We start from the raw sequence: 25,994 nt of genomic DNA, 5'->3' as shown, positions 1-25,994 counted from the left end.
ACGTTGGTTAAGCCAACGTATCGAAGGAGGCGTCATGTCCACAGTCCCCACCCTCAACGGTCAGGTCATCGGCCAGGCCCACTACGCCACCCGGGCACTGCTCGAACGAGCCGCCGCTCCCCTCGGCGTCAAGTTCAACCAGGTGCTCGCCCTCAACGTTCTCGCCAACGGCCCGACCGAACCGGCACAACTGACGCAGCGCATCACCAGCACCCTCAAGGTTGACGAGCGGGAGGTGCAGCGGGTGCTCACCACCCTCGTCGACGCGAACCTCGCCCAGGTCGACCACGACGCCGACACACCGCGGCTGCTGCTCACCGACGCCGGCCACGCCGTGCAGGCCCGGATCGCCGACGCTGTCGCGGACATCAGTGCCCGCCTCTACGCGGACATCCCCACCGACGAGGCGAGCGCCGCCGCCCGGGCGCTCACAGTGGTCACCCAGCGCGCCAACGCCGAACTGGCCGCGACCCCGACCTGACGGACATGAGCCCGCCGGGCGCGATACCGACGGGGTGCGGGCCCGGTCGGGTCAGAAGTAGTCGAGCAGTTGCGCCGGACCTCCGACGCCCAGCAGGTCCAGGGCGGCCGGGTCGGCGTCACCAGCACAGCGCAGCAGGCCGGCCTGCGCGACCGACCGGGCGTGGGCGGCCCCGGCGTACAGCAACGCGAAACCCCGGACGTCCAGCCGCAGACCCGCCTCGCCGTCGACGCGGGTCAGCTCGGCGGCACCGTCGGCGACCGCCAACCGCCAGGTGCCGGTGTTCCAGTCGGCGAGCGGGTCGGTGAGGTGGAAGTCGACGGCGCCCCGGGCGTGGGCGGGCCAGCCCCGTGCGCGCACCGCCCGGGCCACGTCCACCGGCCGGTGCATCCACAGGTCCCGCTCGTGCTCGCGGGCCGACTCCAACGGCAGCTGGACGCTGACCGCGTCACCGTCGAGTGGGCACAGTCGCACTGTCGGCGCGACGCTGGCCCAACTGCCGAGCACCCCGACGAGTTCCCGGGCGGCCTCGGCGGTGACCGCTAGGGCCTCGTCGACGGTGAGCACCGAGTCGGCCCCGTAGCCCCGACCCCGCTGCCAGGTGGCGTAGCCGACCAGCTCACCGTCGGCCTCCACGAGGGTGACCCCGTCGCCGGGCAGGCCGCGGTCGGCGGCGTCGAACAGTTCACCCCGGCGGGTCAGCATGCCGTTGCGGTGCCGGCTGACCCGCTCGTACAGGGCGTCGACGGCTGGCAGGTCGGCGGGCGTGCCGGCCCGGACGGTGAGGTGCGACGCGGGCCGGTGCCGGGGCAGCGCGGCGGTGGCCAGGTCGACGGTGCGCAGCACCCCGGCCGCCTCCCACCCGCAGGCCCGGTAGGGGGCGGCGACGGTCGGGTAGAGCGCGCTGATCGCCGCCCCACGGTCGCGGGCGCCGCGCAGCAGCGCGGTGAGCAGGGCGCGAGCCACACCCCGACCCCGAGCCTCGGGCGGGACGGCCACGCCGGCCACGTCGGCGGCCGGCACCGCCCGCCCGGACCACCACTGGTCGTGGTGCAGGTCGACGGCCTTACCGACGAGCCGACCGGCGTCGTCGAACGCGCCGTAACGGGTCAGGCCGGCGGGCGTGGCGGTGGTTTGCGTGGGCCGCTGCGGGTCGGAGCCGAACGCGAACCGGCCCAACTCCCAGGCGGCGTCGAGGTCGTCAGTGCTGAGTTCACGAACGTGCACGGTGGCGGGCATCGGCACACCGTAGCGGGACGGCCTCCCGGCGACCGCCGATTTTTTGCGGCCAGTATCCCGCCGTCCCCCGCCTCCCCCCACCCGGTCGATCATGGAGTTGTGGTGGGCGCCAAAGCACGTCTCACCGAGCCAAACCCGGCACCACAACTGCATGATCGACCGGGAAGGGCCGCGATCTTGCAGTTGCTGCACCGACGTAGGGGGCATTCCGCGCATCCCGGCAACCGGAACTGCAAGACCGGCGGGGCGCGGGCGCGGGGCGCGGGCATGGGGGTGTCAGGTGGGAGGGTCTTTTCTCAGGCCGAATGCGTCCAGCACCTCGATGAGCACCTGCTGGTCGTGCTTGAGCTGCGGAACGTACTCGGTGATCCCCACCCCGACCACCTGGTGGTGGGCGCGCAGGGCGGTCAGCGACAGTGCCAAGGCGGTGGGGGTCAGGCCGCCGGGGGTGGGCACCGCCACGGCAGGCAACGCGGACGGGTCCAGCACGTCCAGGTCCAGGTGCACGTAGACAGCGGCGCCGGGTGGGGGCAGCTCGGTCAGCCGGGTGGGCTGCGCGCCCAGCGCTGCGCAGTCCAGTACCGTCAGGTCGTGCCGGTGCGCGTACTCGACCTCGGCGGGGTCGAGATCCCGGACCCCGGCCAGCGCGACCTGCCCCGGCGTGAGGCAACCAGGTGCCGGCAGCGTGCCGTCCGCGTCCGCGTCGAGCAGCAGACGCAGGGGCATGCCGTGCGCCGTCCCGCTCGGCGAGCTCGCGGGTGTGTTGAGGTCACCGTGCGCGTCGATCCAGAGCACGAACAGCCGCTGCGCGTAGTGGCCCGCGAGGTGGGCCACCGACGCGACCTCGACCGCGCAGTCCCCGCCCAACGTCAGCAGCCGCCGCGGGCGGTGCCGCCCGAGCACGTCCCGGTGGGCGCGGTACGCGTCGACGACTGCGGCGCGGTGGCGGACGCCCTTCTCCCGCTCCGACCCGCCGGCCGGGACCGGCACGGTGACCCGCCGCGCCCCCGGCGCGGTCAGGGCGCCCAACACGGCCGCACCGTCGCGCACCCGGATGTCGTCCGCGCCCTGCCACATCGGTACCAGTACGTCGAGATCCCGGTTCCACATGGTGGCGATCTTCCCAGCCGACTGGCTGCGCACCCTGTCGGTCAGTGCCGCGGGAGGTCAGTGCTGCGGGATGTTGGCCACGCCGATGCGCTTGCGGAACACCCAGTACGTCCATCCCTGGTAGGCCAGCACCACCGGAGTGAAGATCACCGCCACCCAGGTCATGATCTTCAGGGTGTACGGGGTGGACGCGGCGTTGGTGGCCGTCAGCGTGCCGGCCGCGTCCAGGGTGGAGGGCAGCACGTTCGGGAACAACGCCGCGAACAGGGTCGCCACGGCCAGGCCGATCGCCACTGCGGTGCCGGTGAACGCCCAGCCTTCCCGGCGTACCCGGGCGGCGGCCAGCCCACCGAGCAGGGCCAGGGCCGCGCCGACGGCGAGCACGACGGCGGCCGCGCTGGAGCGGATGCTCAGCGTCCAGGTCAGGAACACAACAGCGAGCACGGCGGCGCCCACACCCAGGCGCACCGCGAGGGCGCCCGCCCGCTCCCGGATGTCGCCGGTGGTCTTCAGGGCGATGAACACCGCGCCGTGGGTGAGGAACAGCGCGAGGGTGGTCGCGCCGCCCAGCAGGGCGTACGGGTTGAGCAGGTCCAGCAGGCCGCCGACGTACTCGTGGTCGGCGTCCAGCGGCACGCCGCGCAGGATGTTGGCGAAGGCGACGCCCCACAGGATCGCCGGTAGCAGCGAGCCGACCACGATCGCCGCGTCCCAGCGGCGCTTCCAGGACGCCTCGGGGCGCTTGTGCCGGTATTCGAAGGCGACGCCCCGGGCGATCAGGGCCAGCAGGATCAGCAGCAGCGGCAGGTAGAAGCCGGAGAAGAGGGTGGCGTACCACTCGGGGAACGCGGCGAACATGGCGCCACCGGCGGTGATCAGCCACACCTCGTTGCCGTCCCAGACCGGGCCGATGGTGTTGATCAGGACGCGGCGTTCCCGGTCGTCGCGGCCGAGAACGGGCAGCAGCATGCCGACGCCGAAGTCGAAGCCCTCCAGGATGAAGTACCCGGTGAACAGCACGGCGACGAGGAGAAACCAGATGGTGGTCAGTTCCACGATGGGCTCCGGGATCAGTAGGCGAAGGCGAGCGGGCGCTCGGCGTCGTCGGTGTCGTCGGTGGGGGGTTGCTCGCTGACGTCGGGCACGCCGGCCTTGGCGTAGCGCAGCAGCAGCTTGACCTCGATCACGGCGAGGGTGGCGTAGATCAGCGTGAAGGCGGTGAACGAGGTGAGCACCTCGGCCAGCGAGACGCTGCGGGACACCCCGTTGCGGGTGAGCATCTCGCCGAAGACGATCCACGGCTGGCGACCCATCTCGGTGAAGATCCAGCCGAAGGAGTTGGCCAGCAGCGGCAGCACCGGCATGGCCAGCCCGGCGCGCAGCAGCCACTTGCTGCTCGGGGTGCGGCCCTTGCGCTGGCTCCAGAGCACCAGCAGGGCGATCGCGCCGGCCGCCATCCCGAAGGCGATCATGAAGCGGAAGCTCCAGTAGGTGACCGGGATGATCGGGGTGTAGCTGCCCGCGCCGTACTGGGTGGCGTACTGGGCCTGTAGGTCGTTGATGCCGTGCACGGTGCCGTTCGGGTCGCCGGTGCCCAGGTACGACAGCAGGTACGGGATCTTGAGGGCGAACACCTCGCGGCTGCCGTCGAGGCTGCCGATGGTGAGCACGGAGAACGAGGCGGGGCTCTCGGTGGTGTAGAGGCCCTCGGCGGCGGCCATTTTCATCGGCTGCACGTCCGTCATGATCTTGCCCTGGATGTCGCCGGTGAACAGCACGGCGGCGGAGGCGACCAGGACCACCCAGGAGCCGAACTTGGTGGCGAAGCGGTATGCGCCGGTGTCGGCGGAGTCGCGGTTGCGGATGACGTGCCACAGGCCGACGGCGACGATCAGCGACCCGGCGACCAGGAACGAGCCGGCCAGGGTGTGCGGGAAGGTGATCAGGGCGACCTTGTTGGTCAGAACGGCCGGGAAGTCGGTCAGTTCGGCGCGTCCGCTGTCGGGGTTGATCCGGTAGCCGACCGGGTTCTGCATGAACGAGTTCGCCGCGAGGATGAAGTACGCGCTGAGGTTGGTGCCGATCGCGGCGGCCCAGATGCTGGCCAGGTGCGCCCGCTTGGGCAGCCGGTCCCAGCCGAAGATCCATAGGCCGATGAAGGTGGATTCGAGGAAGAACGCGACGAGCGCCTCGATGGCCAGGGGTGCGCCGAAGATGTCGCCGACGAAGCGGGAGTAGTCACTCCAGTTCATGCCGAACTGGAACTCCTGCACGATGCCGGTGACCACGCCCATGGCAAAGTTGATCAGGAACAGTTTGCCGTAGAACTTGGTGAGCTTGAGGTAGCGCTCGTTGCCGGTGCGGTGCCACATCGTCTGCAGGATGGCCACCAGCACGGAGAGCCCGATGGTCAGCGGCACGAAAAGGAAGTGGTAGACGGTGGTGACACCGAACTGCCAGCGGGCAACGTCCAACGCGTCCACCTGAAATCCCCCAACCATCCGTACTACAAGACGTAGTAAATACTACTGCTCGTCGTAGAGGATTGGGCAGGGCCGGGCGGCCCGAACACACCCGGGACCAATGACCCTGATCACCCGACCCGCCCTCGCGGCTGCGCCGCCGCGTGCGACGATGGCGCGCTGATGAACACCTCCACCTGGCAGCCGCCGCTGATCTGGCGTGCAGCCCTCCTGCTGGCACGGGGCCTGGTCGGCCTGCTCGCCCGCCTCGAGGTCACCGGCGACGTCCCGGCGCACCTGCGTCGCGGCCCCCTGGTGTTGGCCGCCAATCACATCAGCCCGTTCGACCCGGTGGTCATGGCCGCCGCCTGCCAGACCCGGGGCGTCGCCCCGCGGATCATGGCGACCGCCGGACTGTTCCGCGTCCCGGTGTTCGGCGCCGCCATGCGCCACGCCGGGCACATCCGGGTCGACCGGGGCACCAGCGCCGTACACCGGGCCCTCGACGACGCCGCCACGGCCGTCGCCCGCGGCTCGGTGATCCTCATCTACCCCGAGGGACGCATCGGCCTGGACCCCGGCCTGTGGCCCGAACGTGGCAAGACCGGCGCCGCCCGACTCGCCCTGGCCTGCGGCGCCCCGGTCGTCCCGGTCGCCCAGTGGGGCTCGCACGAGGTGCTGCCCTACCAGGCGCCGCGCGGAATGCTGCGCGGCATCGCCCGCTCCCTGTGGCGCCGCCCGGTGATCCGGGTGCACTTCGGCACGCCCGTCGACCTGGGTGAAACGGCGGCCGGCAACCCCGGCGCGGCCCGGCGGGCCACCGACCGGATCATCGACGCGCTCACCGACACCCTCGCCCCGCTGCGCCCCGACGAACCGGACCTGCCCCGCCACGTCGACCCCGGCCGCCCGACCGACCTCACCCGGGCGCACCGCCGCCACTCACGTTGACTCCGCCAAGCAGTTGATCTAGGCCCGCACCTGGGTGCCGGACCCGGTATCGGTAGCGCATGGGCGCCTCTCCCACCTCTCGTTTGAAGGCAGTGCTGAAGGCGCTCTCCGACGTGTAGCCAAGCTGCACGGCCAGGGCCCCGATCCGGACGTCGCGGTCGCGCAGCGCCCGTTGGGCCAGCAGCATCCGCCAGGAGTTGAGGTAGGTCAGAGGAGGGACACCGGCCACGGAGCGGAACCGCACCGCGAACGACGTCCGCGACATCGCCGCCGCACGGGCCAGTTCCTCCAGCCTCCAGGGCCGGCCCGGTTCACTGTGCATGAGGGTCAGTGCGGGGCGCAGCCGGTCGTCGGTCAGCGCCCGCAGCCACCCCGGCGGCAGTTCGGCCTGGCCCAGGTAAGCCCGAAGCACCTCCAAGATCAGCAGTTGGGCATGCTGGCGTACGGCAAAGGCAGCGCCCATCCGCTCGGCCGTCACTTCCTCGACCAGGCGGTCGACGCACGCCCGTAGGGCGGGCGCGGCGGCGTCGCAGGAGCGAATGAGCGCCACGGGCGGCAGCGCCTGCGTCAGCAGCGCCGCGCCGGCCTGGTTGAGCTCGACGTGGCCGCCGAGGATGACGTCGTCGACGGCGAAGTCCGCGCCGCCGACGCGCAGGGCATAGTGTCCCGGCTCGGGCGCGAACTCCTCGGGCGGGCCGTCGTTGGTTCCGCCCTCGGCACGCAGCCACGAGCGGCCGGTCAGGACCGCGACGTCACCGGCCTCCATCTCGATCGGGGCATCCAGCCCGTCGGCCGACAGCCAGCACCGGCCACGCACCATCACTGTCAACTTCAGCGGGCTCGCGATCACCGACCGCGTGACCCAGCGGCCCCGCACCGCGAACGCGCCGGAGACCTGGCCGCGCACCTCAAGGAGATCGAACACCTCCGACAACTGATCAACCACCACGCCTCGAACTATCGCGAAGAAAATCGGCACCGTCAAGCATTCAAAGTTCGTCCGATCTCACTCACGCTGGACGCATGACCCACTCCTCGGAATTCCAGCTCGGCTCCGGCTGCACGGCGGCGTCCACGGCAGACGAGGTGCTCGCGGGGACATCCACCTGGACATTGGGAACGACTCGCAAGGAGCACTCCATGGAACTCAACGACTCTGCGAAAGACCCGTCGACGTACGCTGCCGGTCTCCCGGTGACGGACCCTAGGCCCGTCTACTCGTACCACCCCGTCCTGATCGATGTTCCCGGGCGCCCGGTTCCGCTGGCGGTTCGCGTGACGGCTCCGGCCGTCGGCGGTGATCTGCCGGTCATCGTTCTCTCGCACGGGCACGGCCCGTCGACCTTTGTCTCCTCGTTCTACGGGTACGGTCCGCTGGTTAACTTCTGGGCCGCGCACGGCTTCGTCGTGATCCAGCCCACGCACCTCGACGCCACCCTTCTCGGCCTGCGAGAGGCCGACGACCCGGACGCGCCGCTGTATCTCAAGTCACGCGCCGACGATCTCCGCCAGGTCGTGGACCACCTCGGCGAGATCGAACGCGTCGCTCCAGGACTCGCGGGTCGCTTGGACGACGGCCGCATCGCCGCTGTCGGTCACTCGGCCGGCGGTCACACCGTCGGCCTGATCTCGGGCCAGACCATCATCGACACCAGCGACGGTTCAATGGTCGGAGCCGTCGACGACCGCTTCAGCGCCCGCGTCATGATCGCCGCCCCCGGCTGCGGCGAAGACCTGAACGGCCCAGCGGCGCAGCCCTACGTCGCACTCACCAGCACCAACTTCGACGGCATGACACCCAAGGCGCTCATCGTCGTTGGCGAGAAGGACTGGCACCCCTTCTTCTCCGACCGGCAGGACTGGCGCAGCGACCCTTACACCGCAGCGCCCGGGCCGAAGACCCGGCTGGAAATCTTCGACGCCGAGCACGGGCTCGGCGGCATCTCCACCTTCGACGCGGCCGAGACCACCGACGAAAACCCCGACCGAGTTGCCGCCGTACGCGCGCTCATTTGGGCCTACCTGCGCAGCGAGCTCTACCCCGAAGACCCGGCCTGGACGCAGGCCACCGCTGCGCTCGCCGGCAGCACCACACCCATCGGACGCGTCGAGTCGAAGTAGTTCTCAAGCACGAGGTGGAAGACCGTGGCGTGCACCGAGCATCGGCACGCCACGCTGGATCGCGACGCCGGTGTCCCGCTGAGCGACGAGGGAACCAGCCTTCGTGCGGGGCGCTCAGGGGGTCTGTAGTCGCTGCGTGATGAACAGGGCGGCGCGGTCCAGGGCGTGGTCGGCCTCGTCGAGCTGACCGATGAAGGACTGGAAGACGTGCGGAACGCCGGCGGTGATATCGAGGATGACGTCGACCTCGGCGTCGCGGGCGCGTTTCGCCAGCCGGATCGAGTCGTCGAGCAGCAGTTCGTTCGTGCCGACCTGCAACAGGATCGGCGGGAAGCCGGTCAGGTCGGCGAGCACGGCGGGCGCGGCGAGCTCCTGGTTCGGGTCCTGGCCGCCGAGGTAGAACCCTGCCGTGTGGGCCATGCCCTCCCGGGTGAAGAACGGGTCGACGCCCTCCTTGGTGTCCATCGACTCGCCCGTGCGGGTGTGGTCCAGGCCGGGTGAGAACGCGACCAGCGCGCTCGGCAGAGGTAGCCCGGCGTTTCGGGCGGTGAGGGTGGTGGTCACCGTGAGGCCACCACCGGCGGAATCGCCCGCGAACACGATCGACTCGGCGGCGACGCCGCTGTCGAGCAGGGACCGATACGCCGCGAGACAATCCTCGATCGCAGCCGGGAAGGGGTTCTCCGGGGCCAGTCGGTAGTCGAGGGAGAAGGCCCGCACTCCTGTCCGGGTGACCAGACTCGCGGTCAGGCCCATCGCGGTCCGCGGAGATCCAAGCGCGAACGAGCCGCCGTGAAAATACAGGATGGTGCCCGGGCGGGCCTGGCCCTCCGGTTCGACAAGCACTGCCGGACGGCCGCCCAGGGTCAGCTCCGAGGTCCGCACCGGAGGGACCGGGAACGGCGCCATGAGCGTGGCGAAGCTCTCCCGCATCGTCTCGACCGGCTCGGGCGCGAAGCCCTTGGGCCCGCCGTCCAGCATGGCGCCGATGGCTGCGCGCTGTTCCCTGCTCATGTCCGACGCCTCCCACAGACGATAAAGTAGCTGCCGTGGAAGCTAATATACCTGCCACGGCATCTTTTTCCGGTGCCGGGTCCGTCACACTGGCTCAGGTCTTCAGCGATCTGGTCCGCTGCGAGACGCGGCTCTACAACGCCGTGAACGAGACGTTGCGGCGGAAGCACGGCATCGTGGCTTCGCAGTTCGAATTTTTGATCTACCTACGTGACCATCCTGGTTCGCGGGTCGCCGATCTCGCCGAGTTTTTCGCGATCGGGGTCGGGGCGACCAGCAAGGGCGTGGGCCGGCTCGAGGCCCGGGCCTGGGTTCGGCGCGTGCCGAACCCGGCCGACGGCCGGTCACTGCTTCTGGAGTTGACCCCGCAGGGCGCGGAACTCGTCAGTGCCGCCGAAGGCACCTTCCAGGAACACCTGGCCACGCACATCGGTCGGTCGATCGCCCCGGCTCAGGTCGTGGAACTCGGTCAAACGCTGGCACTGCTGCGCGCCACCTTGGAGCACGGCGCTGTCGGCACGCCTGTCGGCTGACGACCCGTCCTTTGCTCTGCACCCGCGGACGCGACGGCTACGGTCTGCGACCGGCGCATATTGGGGTGCAGAGCAAAGGGGCGACCTGGGCCTGTGCACCCCTTCAGCCCCCAGGTGACCGCGCGGGGCAGCCGGTGATCAAGGGAATCTCCCCGCCGGCCACCCGTCGGCCACCAACCGGGGGCATACTGCGTCGCGTGTTGACCCGATTCGGCTACCTCGACGCGCCCGCGCCGCTGGCGTTCGCCCACCGCGGCGGCGCCGCCGAGGGCGACGAGAACACCACCGAGGCGTTCGCCCGGGCCATCGGGCTGGGCTACCGGTACGTGGAGACCGACGTGCACGCCACCGCCGACGGCGTGGCGGTGATCTTCCACGACCCGACGCTGCGCCGGCTCACCGGTGAGGCGGGGCGCATCGCCGAGATGAGCTGGGCCGACCTCGCCTCGGTACGCGTCGGCGGCGCCGCCGTCGTACCCCGGCTCGACGACGTGCTGGGGGCGTGGCCGCAGGTCCGCTTCAACATCGACGTGAAGGCCGACGGCGGCGTCGAGCCAACGGTCGCGAGCGTGACCCGGGCCGGCGCCGGCGACCGGGTGCTGCTCGCCTCGTTCAGCGACGCCCGGCTGACCCGGCTGCGCGCGCTCACCGAGGGCCGGGTCGCCACCAGCCTGGGCATGCGCGGCGTCGCCCGGCTGCGGCTCGCCTCCCTGCGCGGTCGGCCGCTGCGGCTGCCGCCGTCGGTGGTCGCCGCGCAGGTGCCGCCGCGCTACGGGCGGGTGCCGGTGGTGGACCGCCGGTTCCTCGACTACTGCCACCGCATCGGACTGCAGGTGCACGTCTGGACGATCGACGAACCAGCCCAGATGCACGAGTTACTGGATCGTGGCGTGGATGGCATCATGACCGATCACGTCGGCGTGCTGCGCGACGTCTACCGCAGCCGCGGCCACTGGGCCGCCTGATCGTCGAAGGACCCCCGATGGCCGAGACCGTGACCCCCACGGTGGACGACACCCCGCCTCCGGCGAGCACTCGCCGGGAGCGGCGCGGCTGGTACATCTACGACTGGGCCAACTCCGCGTTCCAGACCACTGTCATCACGGTGTTCCTCGGCCCGTTCATCACCACCGTCGCCGAGCTGGCCGCCGGGTGCGAGTTGGGCGCGGACACCTGCGACGGGTACGTGTACCCGCTGGGCATCCGGGTGGCGGCCGGGTCCTACTACCCGTACCTGATCTCGCTGTCGGTGTTCCTCACCGTATTCGTGCTGCCGGTGATCGGGGCGATCGCCGACCGGTCGGCGCACAAGAAGCGGCTGCTCGGTGGCGCCGCGTTCACCGGTGCCGGCGCGACCGTGGCGATGATCTTCGTCACCGGTGACCGCTACCTGCTCGGCGGGGCGCTCTTCCTGATCGCCAACATCTCCTTCGGCGCGGCCCTCGTGGTCTACAACTCGTTCCTGCCGCAGCTCGGCGGCCCGGACGAACGCGACGGCATCTCCAGCCGCGGCTGGGCGCTGGGCTACCTGGGCGGCGGCCTGCTGCTGGCGTTCAACCTGGTCGCGGTCACAGTGTTCAGCGAGGACGACAACCCGCAGCGCACCCTGGACCTGGCCCGCTGGTCGATCGTCTCCGCCGGGGTGTGGTGGGCGGTGTTCACCCTGGTGCCGCTGCGCTGGCTACGGGAACGCCCCAGCGCGGCGGCGGCGCTGGCCCGGCAGGGCAACGTGCTCACCGACGGGTTCCGGCAGCTGGGCCGCACCCTACGGGAGATCAAGGCGTACCCGCTGACGCTGTTCTTCCTGCTGGCGTTCCTGGTCTACAACGACGGCATCCAGACCGTCATTACCCTGGCCAGCCAATACGGCACCGAGGAGCTGCGGCTGGACCAGAGCACGCTGATCATCACCATCCTGCTGGTGCAGTTCCTCGCCTTCGGGGGCGCGTTGAGCCTCGGCGCGTTGGCCCGGCGCATCGGCGCCTGGAAGACCGTGCTGCTCAGCCTGGTGCTCTGGACCGGTGTGATCATCGGCGCGTTCCGGCTGCCGGCCGAGGCGCCGGTGCCGTTCATGGTCCTCGGCGCGGCCATCGGCCTGGTCCTCGGCGGCAGCCAGGCGCTGAGCCGGTCGCTGTTCAGCCAGCTCATCCCGGCCGGAAAGGAAGGCGAGTACTACGGCTTCTACGAGATCAGCGACAAGGGCACCAGCTGGCTCGGCCCGCTCGCCTTCGGCCTGGTGTTCCAACTCACCGCCTCATACCGGGTGGGCCTGGTCTCACTGCTGATCTTCTTCGTGGTCGGGTTCCTGCTCCTCGCCGCCGTGCCGATCCGTCGTGCCATCGTCGCCGCGGGCAACACCCCACCCCGGGTGCTCTGAGCACTGGTCCCGCGCCCAACCGATCCGGGCCGGTCAATGGGCTAGGCTGCCCGACCGTGACCGACGACGCCGCCACCGCCCCGACCTGCCTGGCCCACCCGTTCCCCGGCCAGCCACACGCCCCGGCCGGGTGCGCGGCCGCGCGCGGGCTCGACGGGCGTCCGGTGCACGCGGCCGCGTTGAAGTTCTTCTGGGGGCCGATGGACTGCGGCAAGTCCACGATGGCGTTGCAGATGAACTACAACCACGCCCGGCAGGGCCGCCGCGGGCTGGTCACCACCCGCATCGACCGGTCGCTGGGACCGCAGGTCACCACCCGCATCGGCCTGGCCCACGAGGCCATCGAGGTCACCGACGACCTGGACCTGCGGGCCCTGGTGCGCGGCCGGTGGGCCGACGGGGTACGCGTCGACTACCTGATCTGCGACGAGGCGTGCTTCTACACAGTCGAGCACGTCGAGCAGATGGCCGAGCTGGTCGACAGCTACGACGTCGACGTGTTCGCGTTCGGCCTGGCCACCGACTTCCGCTCGCGGATGTTCCCCGCCGCGCAACGTCTGTTCGAGCTGGCCGACGAGGTGGCCCGCATCCAGGTCGAGGTGCTCTGCTGGTGCGGCAGAGAGGGCCTGCTCAACGCCCGCGTCGTCGACGGGCGGGTCGTCCGCGAGGGCGCCCAGGTCGTCATCGGCGACACCGTCGACACCGCCGAGGTGCGCTACCAGGTGCTCTGCCGCCGGCACTACCGCAGCGGCGACCTCGGCCCCCGCGACTGAGCGGCCCGGCGCGCCGACACCCGGTCGGCCACGATCACCCCGACCGTGATCAGCAGCGCCACCCCGGCGACCAACGCGACCGGTGCCCGCAACGCCACCGCCGCCGGGGACAGCGCGAGCAACAGCAGCGTCGCCGCGACCCGGGCGACCACCCCGGCCTCGCCGAGCGCCATCTGGTACGCGGCGTGCCCGGCCAGGAACAGCGCGGGACCGCCCAGGACGACCAGCGCGCTCGCCCAGCCGACCGGTTCCCCGGGGTCGTGCAGCAGCCGCTCGTCACCGACGGCCGTGACGACGATGCCGCCCACCATCACCGGGTGCAGATAGTTGAACACCAGCCGGGAGAGCCGCCCGGCCCGCTCACCCGCTGCCGCCAACGCCGCCGTGCTGGCCTGCGCCCGGTCGAAGTACACCCACCACAGGGCCACCGAACCCGCGAAGGCGAGGAGGAACGCGGCGATCGTCACCCGGTCCAGCCGCTGCGTCAGCGTCCCACCGGTGATCAGGATCGACTCGCCCAGCGCGATGAGGATGAACGCCTGACAGCGTTCGGCCAGGTGCCCGCCCTCCACCCGCCAGTGCTCCGGCGTGCTGCGACCCATCCCGGGCACCGGAAACCCGGTCGCCAGCCCGACCGAGTCGACGACGATCACCGCGATCCAGATCAGCTCCCGGGCCGGGGCGTCCACCAGCCCACCGATGATCGCCAGGGCCGAGGTGCCGGTGACCCAGACGACGCACTGCCGGAAACTGTCGCCGAGCCAGGGCTCGCCGCGGATCGCCCACATGGAGAAGGCCGTGCGGCCCACCTGCACCGCCGCGTACGCCGCAGCGAAGAGCAGACCGTTGGCGCCGAACGCGGTGGGCAGCGCGGCGGCGAGCAGCAGACTGCCCAGGGTCACCACCAGCAGCGTGGTCCGCACCGGTGCGCGGTCCGGGTGGAGCCAGTTGCCCGCCCACACCGTGTAGATCCAGACCAGCCAGATCAGACCCAACAGCACCGCGGTCCGTCCGACACCCTGCCAGCTGAGGTTCTTGGCCAGGTAGTGCGACAGCTGAGTGATCGTGAAGACGTAGACCAGGTCGAAGAAGAGCTCGGTGGAGGTGGTCCGCTCCACGCCCCGGCGCGGGCGCAACAACTGCGGATGAAGTGGACCGCCGGTCACCGCGCGGCCGCCAGTGACCGGAACCGGTCGGTCAGGATCACGGCGACCGTCACCGCCAACGCCACCGCGGCGCACACCGCGACGGGCACCTCCAACCACACACCGACCGGCATCAACGCCAGCAGGACCACCACAGCGGTGAGCCGGCTGGTCGGCAGGGTCCGCCACAGCAGCGCCTTGTAGGCGGCGTGCCCGGCCAGGAAGAGGGCGGGACCACCGAGGGTGAGCAGCACGTCGACAGCGGTGGCCGGCGCGCCGGGCTCCCGCAGCAACCGCTCGTCGGCCGCCGACGTGACGACGACACCGGCGACGATCACCGGGTGCAGGAAGTTGAACGCGACTCGGCTCAACGCGCCGGTGCGCTCCCCGGCCTGGGCGAAGACCTCCGTGGCGGCCGGGGCCGAGCGGGCGAAGTACACCCACCACAGCGCCACCGAACCGCCGAACGCCAGCAGGAACGCCCCGGACGTCACCAGGTCCACGTGCGACGTGAGGGTGCTGCCGGTGACCAGGATCGACTCTCCCAGCGCGATCAGGACGAACGCGGCGCACCGTTCGGCCAGGTGCCCACCCTCCACCATCCACCGCTCGGGTCGGCTGCGTCCCCGTCGCGGCAGCGGATAGCCGATCGACAGGCCGATCACCTCGATCACGATCACCGCCGCCCACACCGCGTCCCGGGCGGCACCCCCGACCAGCCCGCCGAGGACCACGAGCACCGACGTCCCGGTGATCCACGGCAGCGACTGCTGAAATCCGGCCACCAACCACGGACTGCCCTGCACCGCCCACAACGCGAACAGGGTGCGGCCCACCTGCACGATGACGTAGACCAGCGCGAAGAGCAGGCCGGTCGAGCCGAACGCCTCCGGGATCGTCGCTGACAACAGCAGGCTGCCCAGCCCCACCCCGATCAGCATCGTCCGCACCGGCCCCTGGTCCGGTTGCAGCCAGTTGGTCAGCCAGGTGGTGTAGACCCAGACGAGCCACACCAGCGCCAGCAACAGGCCCGTACGCCCCGCGCCCCGCCAGTCCAGGTGCGCCAGCAGGTAGTGCGACAGCTGGGTGATGCTGAAGATGAAGACGAGGTCGAAGAAGAGTTCCGTCGAGGTGGTCGGCTGCACCCCCTCGCGTGGTCGCAGCAACTGTGGGCGTGTCGGAGCGGCGACCGGGGGCCTAGAAGGGGTCACCGCACACCCGCCAGTTCCCGTCCTCACGGACCACCGGCAGGCGACGTTCCTCGCTGAGCCCACCGTCGCGGGTCACCTTCACGGTCACCGTGCCGTGCGGTCGTCCGCTGCGGGTGGCGACCGACACGTCGGTGATCTCGTAGTCGGTGACCATCGGCGGTGTCCGCACCCAACTGGTGAAGCCGATCGCGCTCCAGCGGCTGCGCGCGTCCTCGCAGAGCCGCTCGTACGCCCGGTCGCTGTCGCCGAGGGCCACCTCGCTGAGGAAGCTGTCGGCGGTCTCCCGGATCGGGCCGGCGGCCTGCCGGACGGTCTGCAGGTTCCAGGCGCCCAAGCCGGCGACCCCCACGCAGCACAGCGCCACGCCGAACCCGGCGAACGCCAACCCGGTGCGCATCGGGCGGTGACGCCGGGCCGGTCGGCTCCACGACTGGCCCGCACCCATGACTACCGACCGTAGAGAAGACCGTCACGCTGACGGGCGACAAGCCGGAAACTGGGTGCACCCGATGGGCGGGTGCGCCCTGTTCGCGGCGGCCCCGCATCGTCTACCGTCGGCGCACACCCCCGAGCAGTGCCAGGAGTCGATCGATGAGCCGCTTCGTGCAGCCGGTACCACCCCCCGTCGACCCGTACGCCGGTGATGGCCTGCTGCGGTCCTGGCTGGAGCGTCACCTCGGCCCGGGCGGGCACGCCGCCGCGAAGGGCCGTCTCGAGGACCTGGCCGCCGACGTCACCGGGCCACTGCGCGTGGCGCACGCCGACGCGGAGGCGCACCCGCCGACGCTGGTCCGCTACGACCCGTGGGGCGCCCGGGTCGACCGCATCGACACCTCCGCCGGTTGGCAGGCGCAGCGCGCCGCCGCCGCCCGACACGCAGTGGTAGCGCTGCCCTACCTGCCGGACGCCCGGGGCACCTGGGGTGCCGCCGCGCGGGTGGTGCAGCACGCCCTGCTGCACCTGTACGGGCCGGAGTCGGCGACGTTCTCCTGCCCGGTGGCGATGGCCGACGGGGCGGCGGCGCTACTCAGCATGCCCGACGTCGACGCCACGGTCCGCGACGCGTGGCTGCCCCGGCTGATCTCCACGGACCCGGCCACGGCGATCACCAGCGGCCAGTGGATGACCGAGTCGCAGGGCGGCTCCGACCTGGGTCGCTCCAGCACGCTCGGCCGACCGGCGGCGGACGGTTCGTGGCGGCTGACCGGCGAGAAGTGGTTCTGCTCCGCCGCCGATGCGGCGATGGCGGTGGCGTTGGCCCGACCGGAGGGCGCCGGGCGGGGCAGCCGGGTGCTCGCCCCGTTCCTCGTTCCTCGGTACGCGGTCGACTCACCACTGGCCGACGGCGCGGCGCCGGGCGCACCCGCTCCGGGTGTCACAGTGCACCGCCTCAAGGACAAGCTCGGCACCCGGGCGCTGCCCACCGCCGAGATCGGCCTGCGCGACGCGTACGCCCTGCCACTGGGTGACCCGGCGGTGCCCGGTCTGGTCCGGGCGATGACCCTGGTGGTGGTAACCCGGGTGCACAACGCCGCGGCGGCGGCCGGCGGGATGCGACGGGGTCTCGACTACGCCCGCGCGTACGCCGAGGTGCGCCACGTCGCCGGTGGTCCGCTGGCGTCCTCGCCCCTGCACCGGGCCACCCTGGGCACCCTCGCGGTCGACGCGGCGGGCGCGTTCGCCCTGGCGGGGCACGCCTTCGCCCTGCTCGGTCGGGTCGAGGTGGGCGCCGACCCGGAGGCAGCTGCGGAGCTGCGCATCGTGGCGCCGTTGGCGAAGCTGGCCACCGGCCGACTCGCCGTCAGCTCCGCCAGCGAGTACGTGGAGAGCTTCGGCGGGGCCGGCTACGTGGAGGACACCGGCGTGCCCCGGCTGCTGCGCGACGCCCAGGTGCTGCCGATCTGGGAGGGCACCACAAACGTCCTGGCCCTGGACGTGCTGCGCGCGTTGACCCGGGAGGACGCCGGGGCACCGCTGCTGCGCCGGCTCGCCGCCGCCGTCGACCTCGCTCGGCCGCTGTCACCGGTGCTGGCCGACACCCTGGCGACCGTCGCCGCGCAGTTGGAGGAGACCATCACCGCGGTGACCGTCGACCCGACCGCGTCGGCGGTGCTCGCGGGCGCCCGTGGTCTGGCGTTGCGCCTGGCGTACGCGCTGACCGCGGCGTTGCTCGTCGAGCACGCCGCGTGGGGGGACGAGCAGGCGGAGTTGGCCGCCCGGCTGTGGGCGCGCCGCTGGCTGCGGCACGAGGAGATCGCCGAGGACGCCCACCACCACCTCGACCTGCTCTGCTGACCGGCCGGCGCGAGCGGACGGGTGGGCGCTCATGTCGGTGTTGATCGAGCTGGGTGACGACCGGGGCGCGCCCCTGGACGAGCGCCGGGCACCGCCGCCGGTGTCCCCCGGTTGGCGGTTGGCGGCGCTGGTGGCGGTCTGTGCGCTGCTCGGCGGTGCGGCCCCGGCCGCGCGCCTGACGCCCCAGGTCGGTCCGGCGGTGCCGGCCCGGGCGACAGTGCTCGGCGCGGGGCCGCTGCTGCTGGTCGTCGACCCCGACCCGAACCCACCGACGCTGAGCGCCTACGACTGGGCCGCGCCGGACGGGCCGCCGCGGTGGCGGGTCACAGTGCCGCCGGCCGCCGGATGGTCCGCCGAGGTCGCCGGTGACCTGCTGCTGCTTGTCGAACGCGACCAGGCGCGCGGGGCGCGGGCGACCACCGGGCGGTCGATGCGGACCGGCCAGCCGGTGTGGCGGCGACCCGAGCGGGTGTACGCGGTCGGGGACGCTGTGGTCGCGGTGAGCGAGGTGCGCAGCGCCTCCGAGCCGGGACGTCGGGTCGAGGGCACTGTGCACTTCGTCGAGCCGGCGACCGGCGCGACCCGGTGGTCGGTGCCGGTGCCCTCCACTGCGGTGCTGCGGGCGCTGCCGGGGCAGTTGCTGCTGTTGCAGGACGACGGGCTGGCCCGGCTGCTCGACGCCCGCGACGGCACCGAACGCGGGCGGGGTCGGCTGCCGCCGGCCGACTACGGGCCGGACAACCCCCAGGTCGTCGGCGCGCACCTGGTGCTGCGCCACCCGAGTGGCAGCGCGGTGGCGCTGACCGGGTACGACCTGCCCGGGCTGGCGCCGCGCTGGCAGGCGCCGGTGCAGGCGGGTGAGCTGACCCTGCGGCCCTGCCAGGGCCTGATCTGCGGGCAGGACGAGCAGGCACGCTGGGCGATCGACGCGGGCACCGGGGTGCGGGTGTGGACGTGGCCGGCCGGGGTGCGCTGGCGCACGGTGGCGGGCCCACGGGTCACCGCGGGACCCCTGGTGGTGCTGGGGATGGCGGCGGACGGCAGGCGCTCCCTGGTCGCCACTGTGGGACGCGACGGTCATCGGGTGTCAGCGGTGCTTCCGGCGGGTGTGACCGACTGCCGGCGGGTCGGGGCCGGGTTGGTCTGCCGCGACGGCACGGCTCAGGTGACGTTCTGGCCCCTCGACGCCCGCTGACCACCACTCAGGCCGGGTGTCGCGATCCATGGTTGTCGGGCCCCGGCGGCATACTGCCGGCGTGACAGCTTCTGCCGACCTCGCGATGGTCAACCTCGACAGTTCCGATCCCGCCGGCCACGCCGCGTTCTACCACGAGGCGCTGGGCTGGGAGGTCACCCACAGCCAACCGGAGTACGCGATGATCAGCTCCGGTGGCGTCTCCATCGGCTTCGGGCTGGTCGAGGGCTACCGACCGCCCTCGTGGCCGGACGAGACCGGCGACAAGCGCTACCACCTGGACCTTTACGTCGACGATCTGGCGGCGGCGGAGGAGAAGTTCGTCGCCGCGGGCGCGTCGAAGCCGGCCTTCCAGCCCGGCGGCGAGCGGTGGGTGGTGCTGCTCGACCCGATCGGGCAGCCGTTCTGCATCTGCCCCCGCCCACAGGGCTGAGACGGCCCGGCGCAACGACAGAAGGAGTCAGCATGGCCATCACTCTCGTCAATCCGGACGGGTTGCCGAAGCCGGACGTCTACCGTCAGTTGTCGATCGCAACCGGGTCCCGGCTGGTCTTCCTCGCCGGTCAGGTGGCCCGCGATGCCGAAGGGCGAAAAGTCGGCGAGGGAGACCTCGCCACCCAGGTCGAGCAGTGCTATCTCAACATTGGCACCGCCCTGGCCGAGATCGGTGGGTCCTTCGGCGACGTGGCGAAACTGACCATCTACGTCGTCGACTGGTCACCCGACAAGATGCCCCTGTTGGGCGAAGGCGTCGCTCGGGCGGGTGCGAAGCTGGGAGTTGACCTGGTCAAGCCCATCACGCTGCTGGGTGTCAGTGCTCTGGGCGAGCCTGATCTCCTCGTCGAGGTCGAAGCCACTGCGGTTCTCGACTGATCGACACCCGGCGTCGGGCGCGTAGCACTCAGCCGCGACGACGAGACCGGGCGGCCCACACCGCGTAGGCGGGGTCGCGGTCGAGGTTGTGCCGGTCCCGGTCGTAGCGGCGGGTGGTGCGCGGGTCGGCGTGCCCCATGGCGTCCTGCACGTCCTCCAACGGCACGCCCTCCGAGCGGGCCGTGGTGGCGAAGGCGTGCCGCAGCGAGTGCGGGGACAGCTTCGCCCAGGCCGGGATGCCGGCGGCGCGGGCCAGCCGACGGACCATCCGGAACACCGAGTGCCGGTCCAGCCGGGCACCGCTGGCGGTGACCAGCAGCGGGCCGGTGAGCTGCGGCACCGGCACGCCCGTGGCGGCGGCCCGCTGGGCCAGGTAGGCGTCCAGGGCGTGCCCGGTGCCGGGGGTGAGGGCGCGGCGACGTTGTTTGCCGCCCTTGCCGACGAAGCGCACGCTGCGGTGGCCGCGTTCGGTGCCGAGGTCGGTCAGGTCCAGCGAGATCAGCTCCCCGACCCGCAGACCCAGGTCGGCGAGGAGCGCGAGCGCCGCCCGGTTGCGTACGGCGGTCGCGCCGGTGTCCGCGTCGGCGGCGCTGAGCAGGGCGTCCACCTCCTCGGGGGTGAGCCCGACGGTGGCGGAGTGGTCCCGGTCGACGCGGGGGCGGTCGGCGCCGGAGACCGGGTTGGCCGGGACTGCGCCCAGTTTGACCAGGAAGTCGTACCAACTGGACAGCGCCGAGAGTCGGCGTGCGACGGTCGCCGGGGTCAGTGGGCGGCCGCTGCGGGCGCCGACGCTGCTCTCCAGCGCGCGGGCGTACTCGTTGACGTGCAGGAACGTGGCTCGCAGCGGGTCCAGGTCGCGGCCGGCGCACCAGGTGAGCCAGCCGGTGACGTCACGCCGGTAGGCGTCGCGGGTGTGCTCGGACAGCCGCCGGTTGCGCAGCCACGCCTCGGTGACCTCGACCGGCCCGCTCGGCAGCGCCGGTGGCGCGGACGGGCGGGCGAGCACCGGAGCGTCGGAGAACACCATGTGAAAAAGGCTCTCAGCCTCGGGTGGGATCGGCGTGCAGGCGCGCCGGTCCCACCCGTCACCGTGTCGGGTCAGGCGTTGATCTCTCGGCGGGCGGCGCCGTTGGACTGGATGGTCACCCGGCGGGGCTTGGCGCGCTCGGCGACCGGGATGCGCAGCGTCAGCACCCCGTTCTCGTAGCCGGCCTCCAGCTTGTCGGTGTCCAGTGTGTCGCCGAGGAACAGTTGCCGGGTGAAGGTGCCCATCGGGCGTTCGGCGGCGACCAGTTCGACGCCGTCGCCGGCGGGCCGGCGACGCTCGGCGCGGACGGTGAGCACGTTGCGCTCGACGGTGCAGTCGATGGTGTCCGGATCGACGCCGGGCAGGTCGAACGCCGCGTAGAAGTGGTCGCCGTCGCGGTAGGCGTCCAGGTGCATCGTCGCGGGGCGGGCCGCCGTACCGAAGAACTGCTCGGCGAGCCGGTCGATCTCGCGGAACGGGTCGGTACGCATCAACATCGTCATGCCTCCTCGGTTCTCCTGGCCGAAGGTGATGAGTTGAGCCGGGGTGACTCAACTTCCTCTTCTTATTTAGCGCGTCCGCGTGCCGACGTCAACTGCTCAGCCGCTTCTCGAACCAGTGGTCGGCGTAGGGGCCGTGCGAGTACGCCGGGATCTCGGCGTAGCCGTGCCGGGCGTACAGGGCGCGGGCCTCGACCAGGTCGTGCCGGGTGTCGAGCCGGATCCGGTCCGCCCCGGCCGCACGGGCCTGTTTCTCGACGGCGGCCAACAGGGCGGCGCCCCCACCCGCGCCGCGGTGCTCGGGGCGGATGAACACCCGGGTCAGCTCGGCCCAGCCGGGTTGCCAGCGAAGCCCCGCGCAACCGGCCAGGTCGGGGCCGTGGTGGCTGAGCAGGAGCAGCCCGGACGGTTCGGCCAGGTCGTCGCTGGGCATCTCGGCGAGGGCCGCGTCGACCTCGCCGGGCAGGGCCGGGCGACGGTGATAGCGAACCACCATCTCGCTCATGTACTCGCGGAGCAGGAGCACAGCGTCGGGGTGGTCGGGCCGACTGGTGCTGGTCGTCCAGGTGGGCCGGGCGGTAACGGTCACCTGTTGATCATCACCGCCCGGTCAACGGCTTTATCCGGTCGCCCGGGTCCGTGCACCCGGTGTCAGGGGCTCACCGATGCGCAGCAGCGGCCAGTCGGCCAGGTCCCGCAGCAACTGCCGGTCGTGGGTGGCGACGACGACGGCGGCGCTCGTGTCGCGGATCGCGGCGGTCAGCTCGTCGGCCACTGTCGACGACAGGTGGTTGGTCGGCTCGTCGAGCAGGATCAGCGTGGGCCGCCCGGCCAGCACCAGCGCCAGGTCGAGGCGGCGCTGCTGGCCCTGCGACATCCGCCCGACCGGCGTCCGCATCGCGGCGGAGTCCAGCAGCCCGAGCGACCCGAGCGGCACGGCCTCGGCGGCGGGAAGCACACCACGCGACACCAGTCGTCCCACCTGGCGGGCGTACACCTCGTCGGCGGTGAGGTCGGGGGCCTGACCGGCGGTCTCCTGGGTGAGTCGGGCGACCCGGGCCTCCCTCGCCGTCCAGGCGTGCCCGTCGGTGGGTTCGAGCGCTGCGGCGAGTACCGCGAGCAGTGTGGACTTCCCGGCGCCGTTGGGCCCGGTGACGAGCAGTCGGTCACCGCCGTCGATGGTGAGGTCGACCGGGCCGGCGAGGCGCCCGTCGACGGCGACGCCCTGCGCGCGTACCTGCGGCGCGCCCGGCCGTACGCCAAGGTCCGGCAGCCGTAGCGTCGGCGGTGGTTTCGGTACGTCGATCCGATGCGCCTGGAGCGCGTCCTGCTGCCGGTTCAGGGCCTGCACGACGCCCGGCGCGCGGGACTGACGCTGGTGCTTGCCGGTCCCCTTGTCCGGCCGCCAGCCGGTGGAGAGCCGATCGCGGGCCTTCGACACCGCGTCCTGCAGCCGTCGGTGCTCGGCCTGCTGCTGCTCGTACTCCTGCTGCCATTGCTCCCGCTCGCGACGCCGCGCCTCCTGCCAGGCGTCATATCCGCCGGCGTAGAGCCGCGCCTTCGCGTCGTGGGTAGGGTCGAGGTCGAGGAACCGGTCGGCGACGTCGCGCAGCAGGGCCCGGTCGTGGCTGACGATCGCGAGACCGCCGTCGTGCTCGTGGAGCCGGCGGGTCAGGAAGTCCAGGCCGTCGGCGTCGAGGTGGTTGGTCGGCTCGTCGAGCAGCAGCACGTCGTGCCGCGCGCCGAGCAGACACGCCAGGCGCACCCGATAGCGCTGCCCCACCGACAACGTCGCCAGGGGGCGGTCGCGGTCGGCACAGGCGTCAAGGGCCTCCAGTGCCACGTCGACGCGGCGTTCGGCGTCCCACGCGTCGAGCCGGGTGGCCGCGTCGAGCGCGGCGGCGTAGCGGTCCTCGGCGCCCGGATCGCCAGCGGTCAGGGCGAGGGTCGCCTCGTCCAGCGCGGCCAGGGCGGCAAGCGACGCGGCCAGCGCCTCGGACGTGAGGGTGCCGACCGTCTCGCCGTCGCGGGCGGGCAACTCCTGGCGGGCCAGGCCGATCGTGCCGGCCCGCTGCACGGTGCCGTCGTCCGGCGTGATCAGCCCGGCGAGGACGTGCAGCAGCGTCGTCTTGCCGCGACCGTTCTCGCCGACGACCGCCACCCGCGACCGGGCGGAGACGGTGACCGAGACGTCGGTCAGGACGCGACGGGACCCGCGGGTCACTGTGACGTCGGTGGCGCGCACGTGCGCGCTGCCGGCATCGACGGGCCGGGACATGGTTTCGGGGTTCGGGGTGAGGTTCAACGGTGCTCCGCAGCTCGCGATGGAGCCGGGCAGCGACTGACGGCCGCCCGGCGGGAACCGGGACGGCGAGCGCGGATTCAGCAGAGGAAGGGCGCCGCCGTCAGCGGGCGGAGCGGACCTTCTGCGACCAGATACCTCGTGCCATGACGGCGATGCTAGCAACCTCGGCGCGTCAACTCCCGAGGGTTTTCGCCCACCCCGTGGTCAGCGCGACACGAGGTGGGCGGGGGATGCCAGCCCCTTATCGGCGAGGGCGGGGCAGGAGGGCGATCAACGCGACCGCCACTGCCACGTGCGTCGCGCCGAGGGCGAGCTTGGCGCCGCCGGTGGCCTCGACGCTGAGCACCGGGACGAAGGACAGCACCGTCACGATGACGGCCAGCGAGATCCAGACCGGTCGAGCGACCCGGGTGGCGAACCGTTCCAGCAGCGCCAGCGCCGCCCAGCCGAGCAGGGCGGCTCCCAGGGCGATCATGACGATCGCGCCGGCCCCGATGACGGTGGCGGGCTGGCCCGGGCTCTCGACGGTGTAGTCGACGCCGGCCAGCGCGCCGACTGCCCAGATGGCCAGGGGGGCCACGACGGCGGCGGCGACGCCGAGGGCGCGGCGGCGCAGTGGTGAGGGCGCGGGGGTCGTGACGGTGGCAGCGCTCATGACGGCTCCTCGTTCAGGGAAACGAACGAGTACGACCGTAGCAGATAGTCTTGTCCGGAACTATCTTTCTCGGAACTAACAGCCGGAGCGGGCGCCCGGCGCGTACGGGGAGGTGTTGGCCAGCGGCCCGCCCACCAGCGCCAGGAGAGCCCGCAGGAACGCCTCCCGGTCCTGTTCGGGCAGAGTTGCCAGCAGGTCGTCCTGGATGCGCCGGACCACCTGTTGCGCCTGCTCCAGCACCTGCTCCCCCGCCGGAGTCACAGCGACCAGCCGGGCCCGTCGGTCGGTTGGCGCCGGACGGCGCTCGGCCAGCCCGGCCCGCTCCAACTGGTCGAGCGTCACGACCATCGTGGTCTTGTCCACACCGCACCGCTCACCGATCTCACGCTGGGTCAGCTCACCGGTGTGGGCCTGCGCCAGCACGTAGTGCGCCCGCGGCGAGATGCCCAGCTCGGCCAGCCCGGCGGCGTGCTCGGTCTGCAACGCGTGACTCGCCCAGGAGAGCAGGAACAACAGGTCCGGCGGGCCATCGGAGGGCGTGCAGGAGGTCATGCGCCGAGGCTAGCAAGATCCTCCGCAAGGAGACTGTTCGCGCGGCGGACGATCAGAGCCGCTGGTAGACGCCGCGCTCGCGGGTGAGCAACTGCTCGTCGATCAGGTACCGGCGCAGTGTCACGTGATCCGACCCTCCCGCGACGCACCACGGCTTGAGCGCGTCGTCGACGGCCCGCTCCGGATAGCGGGTGCCCGGCTCGAACGACCGCTCGGCGATGTGGGCGAGCAGGACCCGCCGCCGGCTCGGCTGCGCCGGCAGACTCACCAGGACGCCCGCGCGCAGGAAGGTCCGCAGCACCGGGTCGGCTCCGGGCTCGGCGTCGTCGGTGGGGCGGCCGTCGCGCGCGGTGGCCCGCAGCGACGCCTCGTCGGCCGCGAGCGCGCCGTCCGCGCCGGTGACGAGGCCCGCGTCGGTGAGCCGGCGAACCCCGGTGAGCACCACCCGCGCCGGCAGGCCGGTCCGCTCGGCGGCCTCAGTCGCGCTGGTCGCACCCAGCACGATCGCCGCGAAGATCCGTCGCCGTCCGTCGTCGGCCAGGGCCCCGGCCAGCGCATGCGCAGTCACGCCGGTCACCCTTCCATCAGCGGTACGCGGACCGCCACGCGATTTCCAGCCCGCTCGGTCGGCGGCGGTCCGCTCAGTCGGTCTCCGGCGCGCTCTGCGGCTGCTCGGCGACGAGCAGCACCCGGCGCAGCAGGTCGGAGAGGTGTCGCCGCTCGGTGGCGGTGAGCGCGCCGAGCAGGCGGTGTTCCTCGGCGCCCTGGACCTCCATCGCCCCGCGCCAGGCGGCCTGACCCGCCTCGGTGAGCGCCACGTCGACGCGCCGACGGTCGACTGTCGACGGAATCCGGCGTACGAAATCCCGCCGCAGCAGCGCGTCCACCCGCGCCGTGATGGACGCGGGCGCCATCGCAAGGTCCGCGGCGAGGTCCGAGGGTGCCGCCCGACCACCGCGGCCGGCCAGGGCGTGCAGCGTGTCGTACTCGTGGGCCGACAGGTCGAGATCGACCAGAACCCGCTCCTTGACGGTCCGCAGATGCCGGGTCAGCCGGATCATCCTGGTCACCGCCCCCTCGACGTCCGCGTCGAGGTCGGGCACCACGGGCAGCCAGCGTTCGATGTGCCGGTCGACGGCGTCCGGGGTGGTGGTCACCGCGCCAGTTTAACTCGG

At 72.1% G+C, this 25,994-nt stretch carries 28 protein-coding genes; 11 read left to right on the top strand and 17 right to left on the bottom strand.

Annotated elements, in window-relative coordinates:
• Positions 1 to 34: 34 nt before the first annotated feature.
• Complete coding sequence (locus tag OH804_RS11480) at positions 35 to 481, top strand: hypothetical protein (RefSeq protein ID WP_406064965.1); 447 nt, start codon at positions 35 to 37, stop codon at positions 479 to 481.
• Positions 482 to 532: 51 nt separating this feature from the next.
• Here OH804_RS11480 and eis read toward each other — a convergent pair whose 3' ends face one another.
• The 4 genes from eis to OH804_RS11460 all read right to left on the bottom strand — a co-directional run bounded on the left by eis (position 533) and on the right by OH804_RS11460 (position 5,313).
• Positions 533 to 1,720, bottom strand: a complete 1,188-nt coding sequence (gene eis / locus OH804_RS11475; protein WP_406064963.1) for an enhanced intracellular survival protein Eis — start codon at positions 1,718 to 1,720, stop codon at positions 533 to 535.
• A gap of 276 nt (positions 1,721 to 1,996) precedes the next feature.
• Positions 1,997 to 2,830, bottom strand: a complete 834-nt coding sequence (locus OH804_RS11470; RefSeq protein WP_406064961.1) for an arginase family protein — start codon at positions 2,828 to 2,830, stop codon at positions 1,997 to 1,999.
• A gap of 57 nt (positions 2,831 to 2,887) precedes the next feature.
• Positions 2,888 to 3,886: a cytochrome d ubiquinol oxidase subunit II gene (gene cydB / locus OH804_RS11465; RefSeq protein ID WP_406064959.1), complete on the bottom strand. Its 999-nt coding sequence runs from the start codon at positions 3,884 to 3,886 to the stop codon at positions 2,888 to 2,890.
• Positions 3,887 to 3,900: 14 nt separating this feature from the next.
• Positions 3,901 to 5,313: a cytochrome ubiquinol oxidase subunit I gene (locus tag OH804_RS11460; protein WP_196923111.1), complete on the bottom strand. Its 1,413-nt coding sequence runs from the start codon at positions 5,311 to 5,313 to the stop codon at positions 3,901 to 3,903.
• Between the two features lie 162 nt (positions 5,314 to 5,475).
• Between OH804_RS11460 and OH804_RS11455 the strand changes: the two genes are divergently transcribed.
• Positions 5,476 to 6,243, top strand: a complete 768-nt coding sequence (locus OH804_RS11455) for a lysophospholipid acyltransferase family protein (RefSeq protein ID WP_406064957.1) — start codon at positions 5,476 to 5,478, stop codon at positions 6,241 to 6,243.
• On the opposite strand, the gene OH804_RS11450 is transcribed toward OH804_RS11455, so the two are convergent.
• Positions 6,212 to 7,192, bottom strand: coding sequence for an AraC family transcriptional regulator (locus tag OH804_RS11450; RefSeq protein WP_406064955.1), 981 nt, complete (start codon positions 7,190 to 7,192; stop codon positions 6,212 to 6,214). The genes OH804_RS11455 and OH804_RS11450 overlap by 32 nt on opposite strands.
• A gap of 191 nt (positions 7,193 to 7,383) precedes the next feature.
• Between OH804_RS11450 and OH804_RS11445 the strand changes: the two genes are divergently transcribed.
• Positions 7,384 to 8,364: an alpha/beta hydrolase family protein gene (locus OH804_RS11445; RefSeq protein WP_406064953.1), complete on the top strand. Its 981-nt coding sequence runs from the start codon at positions 7,384 to 7,386 to the stop codon at positions 8,362 to 8,364.
• 114 nt (positions 8,365 to 8,478) lie between these two features.
• Here OH804_RS11445 and OH804_RS11440 read toward each other — a convergent pair whose 3' ends face one another.
• Positions 8,479 to 9,378 (bottom strand): alpha/beta hydrolase, encoded by a 900-nt coding sequence (locus tag OH804_RS11440; protein ID WP_406064951.1) that lies wholly within the window; start codon positions 9,376 to 9,378, stop codon positions 8,479 to 8,481.
• A 35-nt stretch (positions 9,379 to 9,413) separates the two neighbouring features.
• On the opposite strand from OH804_RS11440, the gene OH804_RS11435 reads away from it, so the two are divergent.
• The 4 genes from OH804_RS11435 (at position 9,414) to OH804_RS11420 (ending at position 13,061) form a co-directional block, all read left to right on the top strand.
• Complete coding sequence (locus OH804_RS11435) at positions 9,414 to 9,911, top strand: MarR family winged helix-turn-helix transcriptional regulator (protein WP_406064949.1); 498 nt, start codon at positions 9,414 to 9,416, stop codon at positions 9,909 to 9,911.
• 197 nt (positions 9,912 to 10,108) lie between these two features.
• A complete protein-coding gene (locus OH804_RS11430) occupies positions 10,109 to 10,876 on the top strand; it encodes a glycerophosphodiester phosphodiesterase (RefSeq protein ID WP_406064947.1) in 768 nt (255 codons plus the stop codon).
• 17 nt (positions 10,877 to 10,893) lie between these two features.
• Positions 10,894 to 12,288, top strand: a complete 1,395-nt coding sequence (locus OH804_RS11425) for an MFS transporter (protein ID WP_196923118.1) — start codon at positions 10,894 to 10,896, stop codon at positions 12,286 to 12,288.
• 56 nt (positions 12,289 to 12,344) lie between these two features.
• Positions 12,345 to 13,061 carry a thymidine kinase gene (locus OH804_RS11420; protein ID WP_124821847.1) on the top strand — a complete coding sequence of 239 codons (717 nt, stop codon included), beginning with the start codon at positions 12,345 to 12,347 and terminating at the stop codon, positions 13,059 to 13,061.
• Here OH804_RS11420 and OH804_RS11415 read toward each other — a convergent pair.
• The 3 genes from OH804_RS11415 to OH804_RS11405 are packed head-to-tail and all read right to left on the bottom strand — an operon-like array spanning position 13,028 to position 15,862.
• Entirely contained in the window at positions 13,028 to 14,200 is a 1,173-nt protein-coding gene (locus tag OH804_RS11415) for a low temperature requirement protein A (protein ID WP_406064944.1), read from the bottom strand. The two genes, OH804_RS11420 and OH804_RS11415, sit on opposite strands and share 34 nt — an antisense overlap.
• A gap of 23 nt (positions 14,201 to 14,223) precedes the next feature.
• Positions 14,224 to 15,372: a low temperature requirement protein A gene (locus OH804_RS11410; RefSeq protein ID WP_196923120.1), complete on the bottom strand. Its 1,149-nt coding sequence runs from the start codon at positions 15,370 to 15,372 to the stop codon at positions 14,224 to 14,226.
• A 31-nt stretch (positions 15,373 to 15,403) separates the two neighbouring features.
• Complete coding sequence (locus tag OH804_RS11405) at positions 15,404 to 15,862, bottom strand: DUF4878 domain-containing protein (protein WP_196923121.1); 459 nt, start codon at positions 15,860 to 15,862, stop codon at positions 15,404 to 15,406.
• A gap of 146 nt (positions 15,863 to 16,008) precedes the next feature.
• Between OH804_RS11405 and OH804_RS11400 the strand changes: the two genes are divergently transcribed.
• The 4 genes from OH804_RS11400 (at position 16,009) to OH804_RS11385 (ending at position 19,780) form a co-directional block, all read left to right on the top strand.
• A complete protein-coding gene (locus tag OH804_RS11400; protein WP_406064941.1) occupies positions 16,009 to 17,712 on the top strand; it encodes an acyl-CoA dehydrogenase family protein in 1,704 nt (567 codons plus the stop codon).
• A gap of 31 nt (positions 17,713 to 17,743) precedes the next feature.
• On the top strand, positions 17,744 to 18,907 hold the full coding sequence (locus tag OH804_RS11395; RefSeq protein ID WP_406064939.1) for a PQQ-binding-like beta-propeller repeat protein: 1,164 nt from the start codon (positions 17,744 to 17,746) through the stop codon (positions 18,905 to 18,907).
• Between the two features lie 61 nt (positions 18,908 to 18,968).
• A complete protein-coding gene (locus OH804_RS11390; RefSeq protein WP_196923125.1) occupies positions 18,969 to 19,340 on the top strand; it encodes a VOC family protein in 372 nt (123 codons plus the stop codon).
• Between the two features lie 32 nt (positions 19,341 to 19,372).
• On the top strand, positions 19,373 to 19,780 hold the full coding sequence (locus OH804_RS11385; RefSeq protein ID WP_196923126.1) for a RidA family protein: 408 nt from the start codon (positions 19,373 to 19,375) through the stop codon (positions 19,778 to 19,780).
• Between the two features lie 28 nt (positions 19,781 to 19,808).
• On the opposite strand, the gene OH804_RS11380 is transcribed toward OH804_RS11385, so the two are convergent.
• The 8 genes from OH804_RS11380 to OH804_RS11345 all read right to left on the bottom strand — a co-directional run bounded on the left by OH804_RS11380 (position 19,809) and on the right by OH804_RS11345 (position 25,976).
• The gene (locus tag OH804_RS11380) at positions 19,809 to 20,807 is read right to left on the bottom strand and encodes a tyrosine-type recombinase/integrase (protein WP_196923127.1); all 999 of its coding nucleotides are present in this window, start codon (positions 20,805 to 20,807) and stop codon (positions 19,809 to 19,811) included.
• Positions 20,808 to 20,878: 71 nt separating this feature from the next.
• The gene (locus OH804_RS11375) at positions 20,879 to 21,304 is read right to left on the bottom strand and encodes an Hsp20/alpha crystallin family protein (RefSeq protein WP_406066504.1); all 426 of its coding nucleotides are present in this window, start codon (positions 21,302 to 21,304) and stop codon (positions 20,879 to 20,881) included.
• Positions 21,305 to 21,398: 94 nt separating this feature from the next.
• A complete protein-coding gene (locus OH804_RS11370; RefSeq protein ID WP_406064936.1) occupies positions 21,399 to 21,896 on the bottom strand; it encodes a GNAT family N-acetyltransferase in 498 nt (165 codons plus the stop codon).
• Positions 21,897 to 21,926: 30 nt separating this feature from the next.
• Positions 21,927 to 23,612, bottom strand: coding sequence for an ATP-binding cassette domain-containing protein (locus OH804_RS11365; protein WP_406064933.1), 1,686 nt, complete (start codon positions 23,610 to 23,612; stop codon positions 21,927 to 21,929).
• Between the two features lie 241 nt (positions 23,613 to 23,853).
• Complete coding sequence (locus tag OH804_RS11360; protein ID WP_406064931.1) at positions 23,854 to 24,267, bottom strand: DUF6069 family protein; 414 nt, start codon at positions 24,265 to 24,267, stop codon at positions 23,854 to 23,856.
• Positions 24,268 to 24,342: 75 nt separating this feature from the next.
• Positions 24,343 to 24,819, bottom strand: coding sequence for a MarR family winged helix-turn-helix transcriptional regulator (locus OH804_RS11355; RefSeq protein WP_196923130.1), 477 nt, complete (start codon positions 24,817 to 24,819; stop codon positions 24,343 to 24,345).
• Between the two features lie 52 nt (positions 24,820 to 24,871).
• Positions 24,872 to 25,387: a DUF2087 domain-containing protein gene (locus OH804_RS11350; protein WP_406064929.1), complete on the bottom strand. Its 516-nt coding sequence runs from the start codon at positions 25,385 to 25,387 to the stop codon at positions 24,872 to 24,874.
• 73 nt (positions 25,388 to 25,460) lie between these two features.
• Positions 25,461 to 25,976, bottom strand: coding sequence for a MarR family winged helix-turn-helix transcriptional regulator (locus OH804_RS11345; protein WP_406064927.1), 516 nt, complete (start codon positions 25,974 to 25,976; stop codon positions 25,461 to 25,463).
• Between the last annotated feature and the right edge of the window lie 18 nt (positions 25,977 to 25,994).

It is taken from the genome of Micromonospora sp. NBC_00860, assembly GCF_045207375.1.
Lineage (GTDB): Bacteria > Actinomycetota > Actinomycetes > Mycobacteriales > Micromonosporaceae > Micromonospora > Micromonospora vinacea.
The sequence above is the reverse complement of the archived record's forward strand: the minus strand, read 5'-3'. Positions and strand labels throughout refer to the sequence as shown.

What these genes read in the sequence shown, in the direction of transcription:
- OH804_RS11480 (WP_406064965.1), top strand. Translation starts at nt 35, where the DNA reads ATGTCCACAGTCCCCACCCTCAACGGTCAGGTCATCGGCCAGGCCCAC.
- OH804_RS11470 (WP_406064961.1), bottom strand. Translation starts at nt 2,830, where the DNA reads ATGTGGAACCGGGATCTCGACGTACTGGTACCGATGTGGCAGGGCGCG.
- OH804_RS11425 (WP_196923118.1), top strand. Translation starts at nt 10,894, where the DNA reads ATGGCCGAGACCGTGACCCCCACGGTGGACGACACCCCGCCTCCGGCG.
- OH804_RS11355 (WP_196923130.1), bottom strand. Translation starts at nt 24,819, where the DNA reads ATGACCTCCTGCACGCCCTCCGATGGCCCGCCGGACCTGTTGTTCCTG.
- OH804_RS11440 (WP_406064951.1), bottom strand. Translation starts at nt 9,378, where the DNA reads ATGAGCAGGGAACAGCGCGCAGCCATCGGCGCCATGCTGGACGGCGGG.
- OH804_RS11375 (WP_406066504.1), bottom strand. Translation starts at nt 21,304, where the DNA reads ATGTTGATGCGTACCGACCCGTTCCGCGAGATCGACCGGCTCGCCGAG.
- OH804_RS11445 (WP_406064953.1), top strand. Translation starts at nt 7,384, where the DNA reads ATGGAACTCAACGACTCTGCGAAAGACCCGTCGACGTACGCTGCCGGT.
- OH804_RS11405 (WP_196923121.1), bottom strand. Translation starts at nt 15,862, where the DNA reads ATGGGTGCGGGCCAGTCGTGGAGCCGACCGGCCCGGCGTCACCGCCCG.
- OH804_RS11455 (WP_406064957.1), top strand. Translation starts at nt 5,476, where the DNA reads ATGAACACCTCCACCTGGCAGCCGCCGCTGATCTGGCGTGCAGCCCTC.
- OH804_RS11400 (WP_406064941.1), top strand. Translation starts at nt 16,009, where the DNA reads ATGAGCCGCTTCGTGCAGCCGGTACCACCCCCCGTCGACCCGTACGCC.
- OH804_RS11385 (WP_196923126.1), top strand. Translation starts at nt 19,373, where the DNA reads ATGGCCATCACTCTCGTCAATCCGGACGGGTTGCCGAAGCCGGACGTC.
- eis (WP_406064963.1), bottom strand. Translation starts at nt 1,720, where the DNA reads ATGCCCGCCACCGTGCACGTTCGTGAACTCAGCACTGACGACCTCGAC.
- OH804_RS11395 (WP_406064939.1), top strand. Translation starts at nt 17,744, where the DNA reads ATGTCGGTGTTGATCGAGCTGGGTGACGACCGGGGCGCGCCCCTGGAC.
- OH804_RS11360 (WP_406064931.1), bottom strand. Translation starts at nt 24,267, where the DNA reads ATGAGCGCTGCCACCGTCACGACCCCCGCGCCCTCACCACTGCGCCGC.
- OH804_RS11380 (WP_196923127.1), bottom strand. Translation starts at nt 20,807, where the DNA reads ATGGTGTTCTCCGACGCTCCGGTGCTCGCCCGCCCGTCCGCGCCACCG.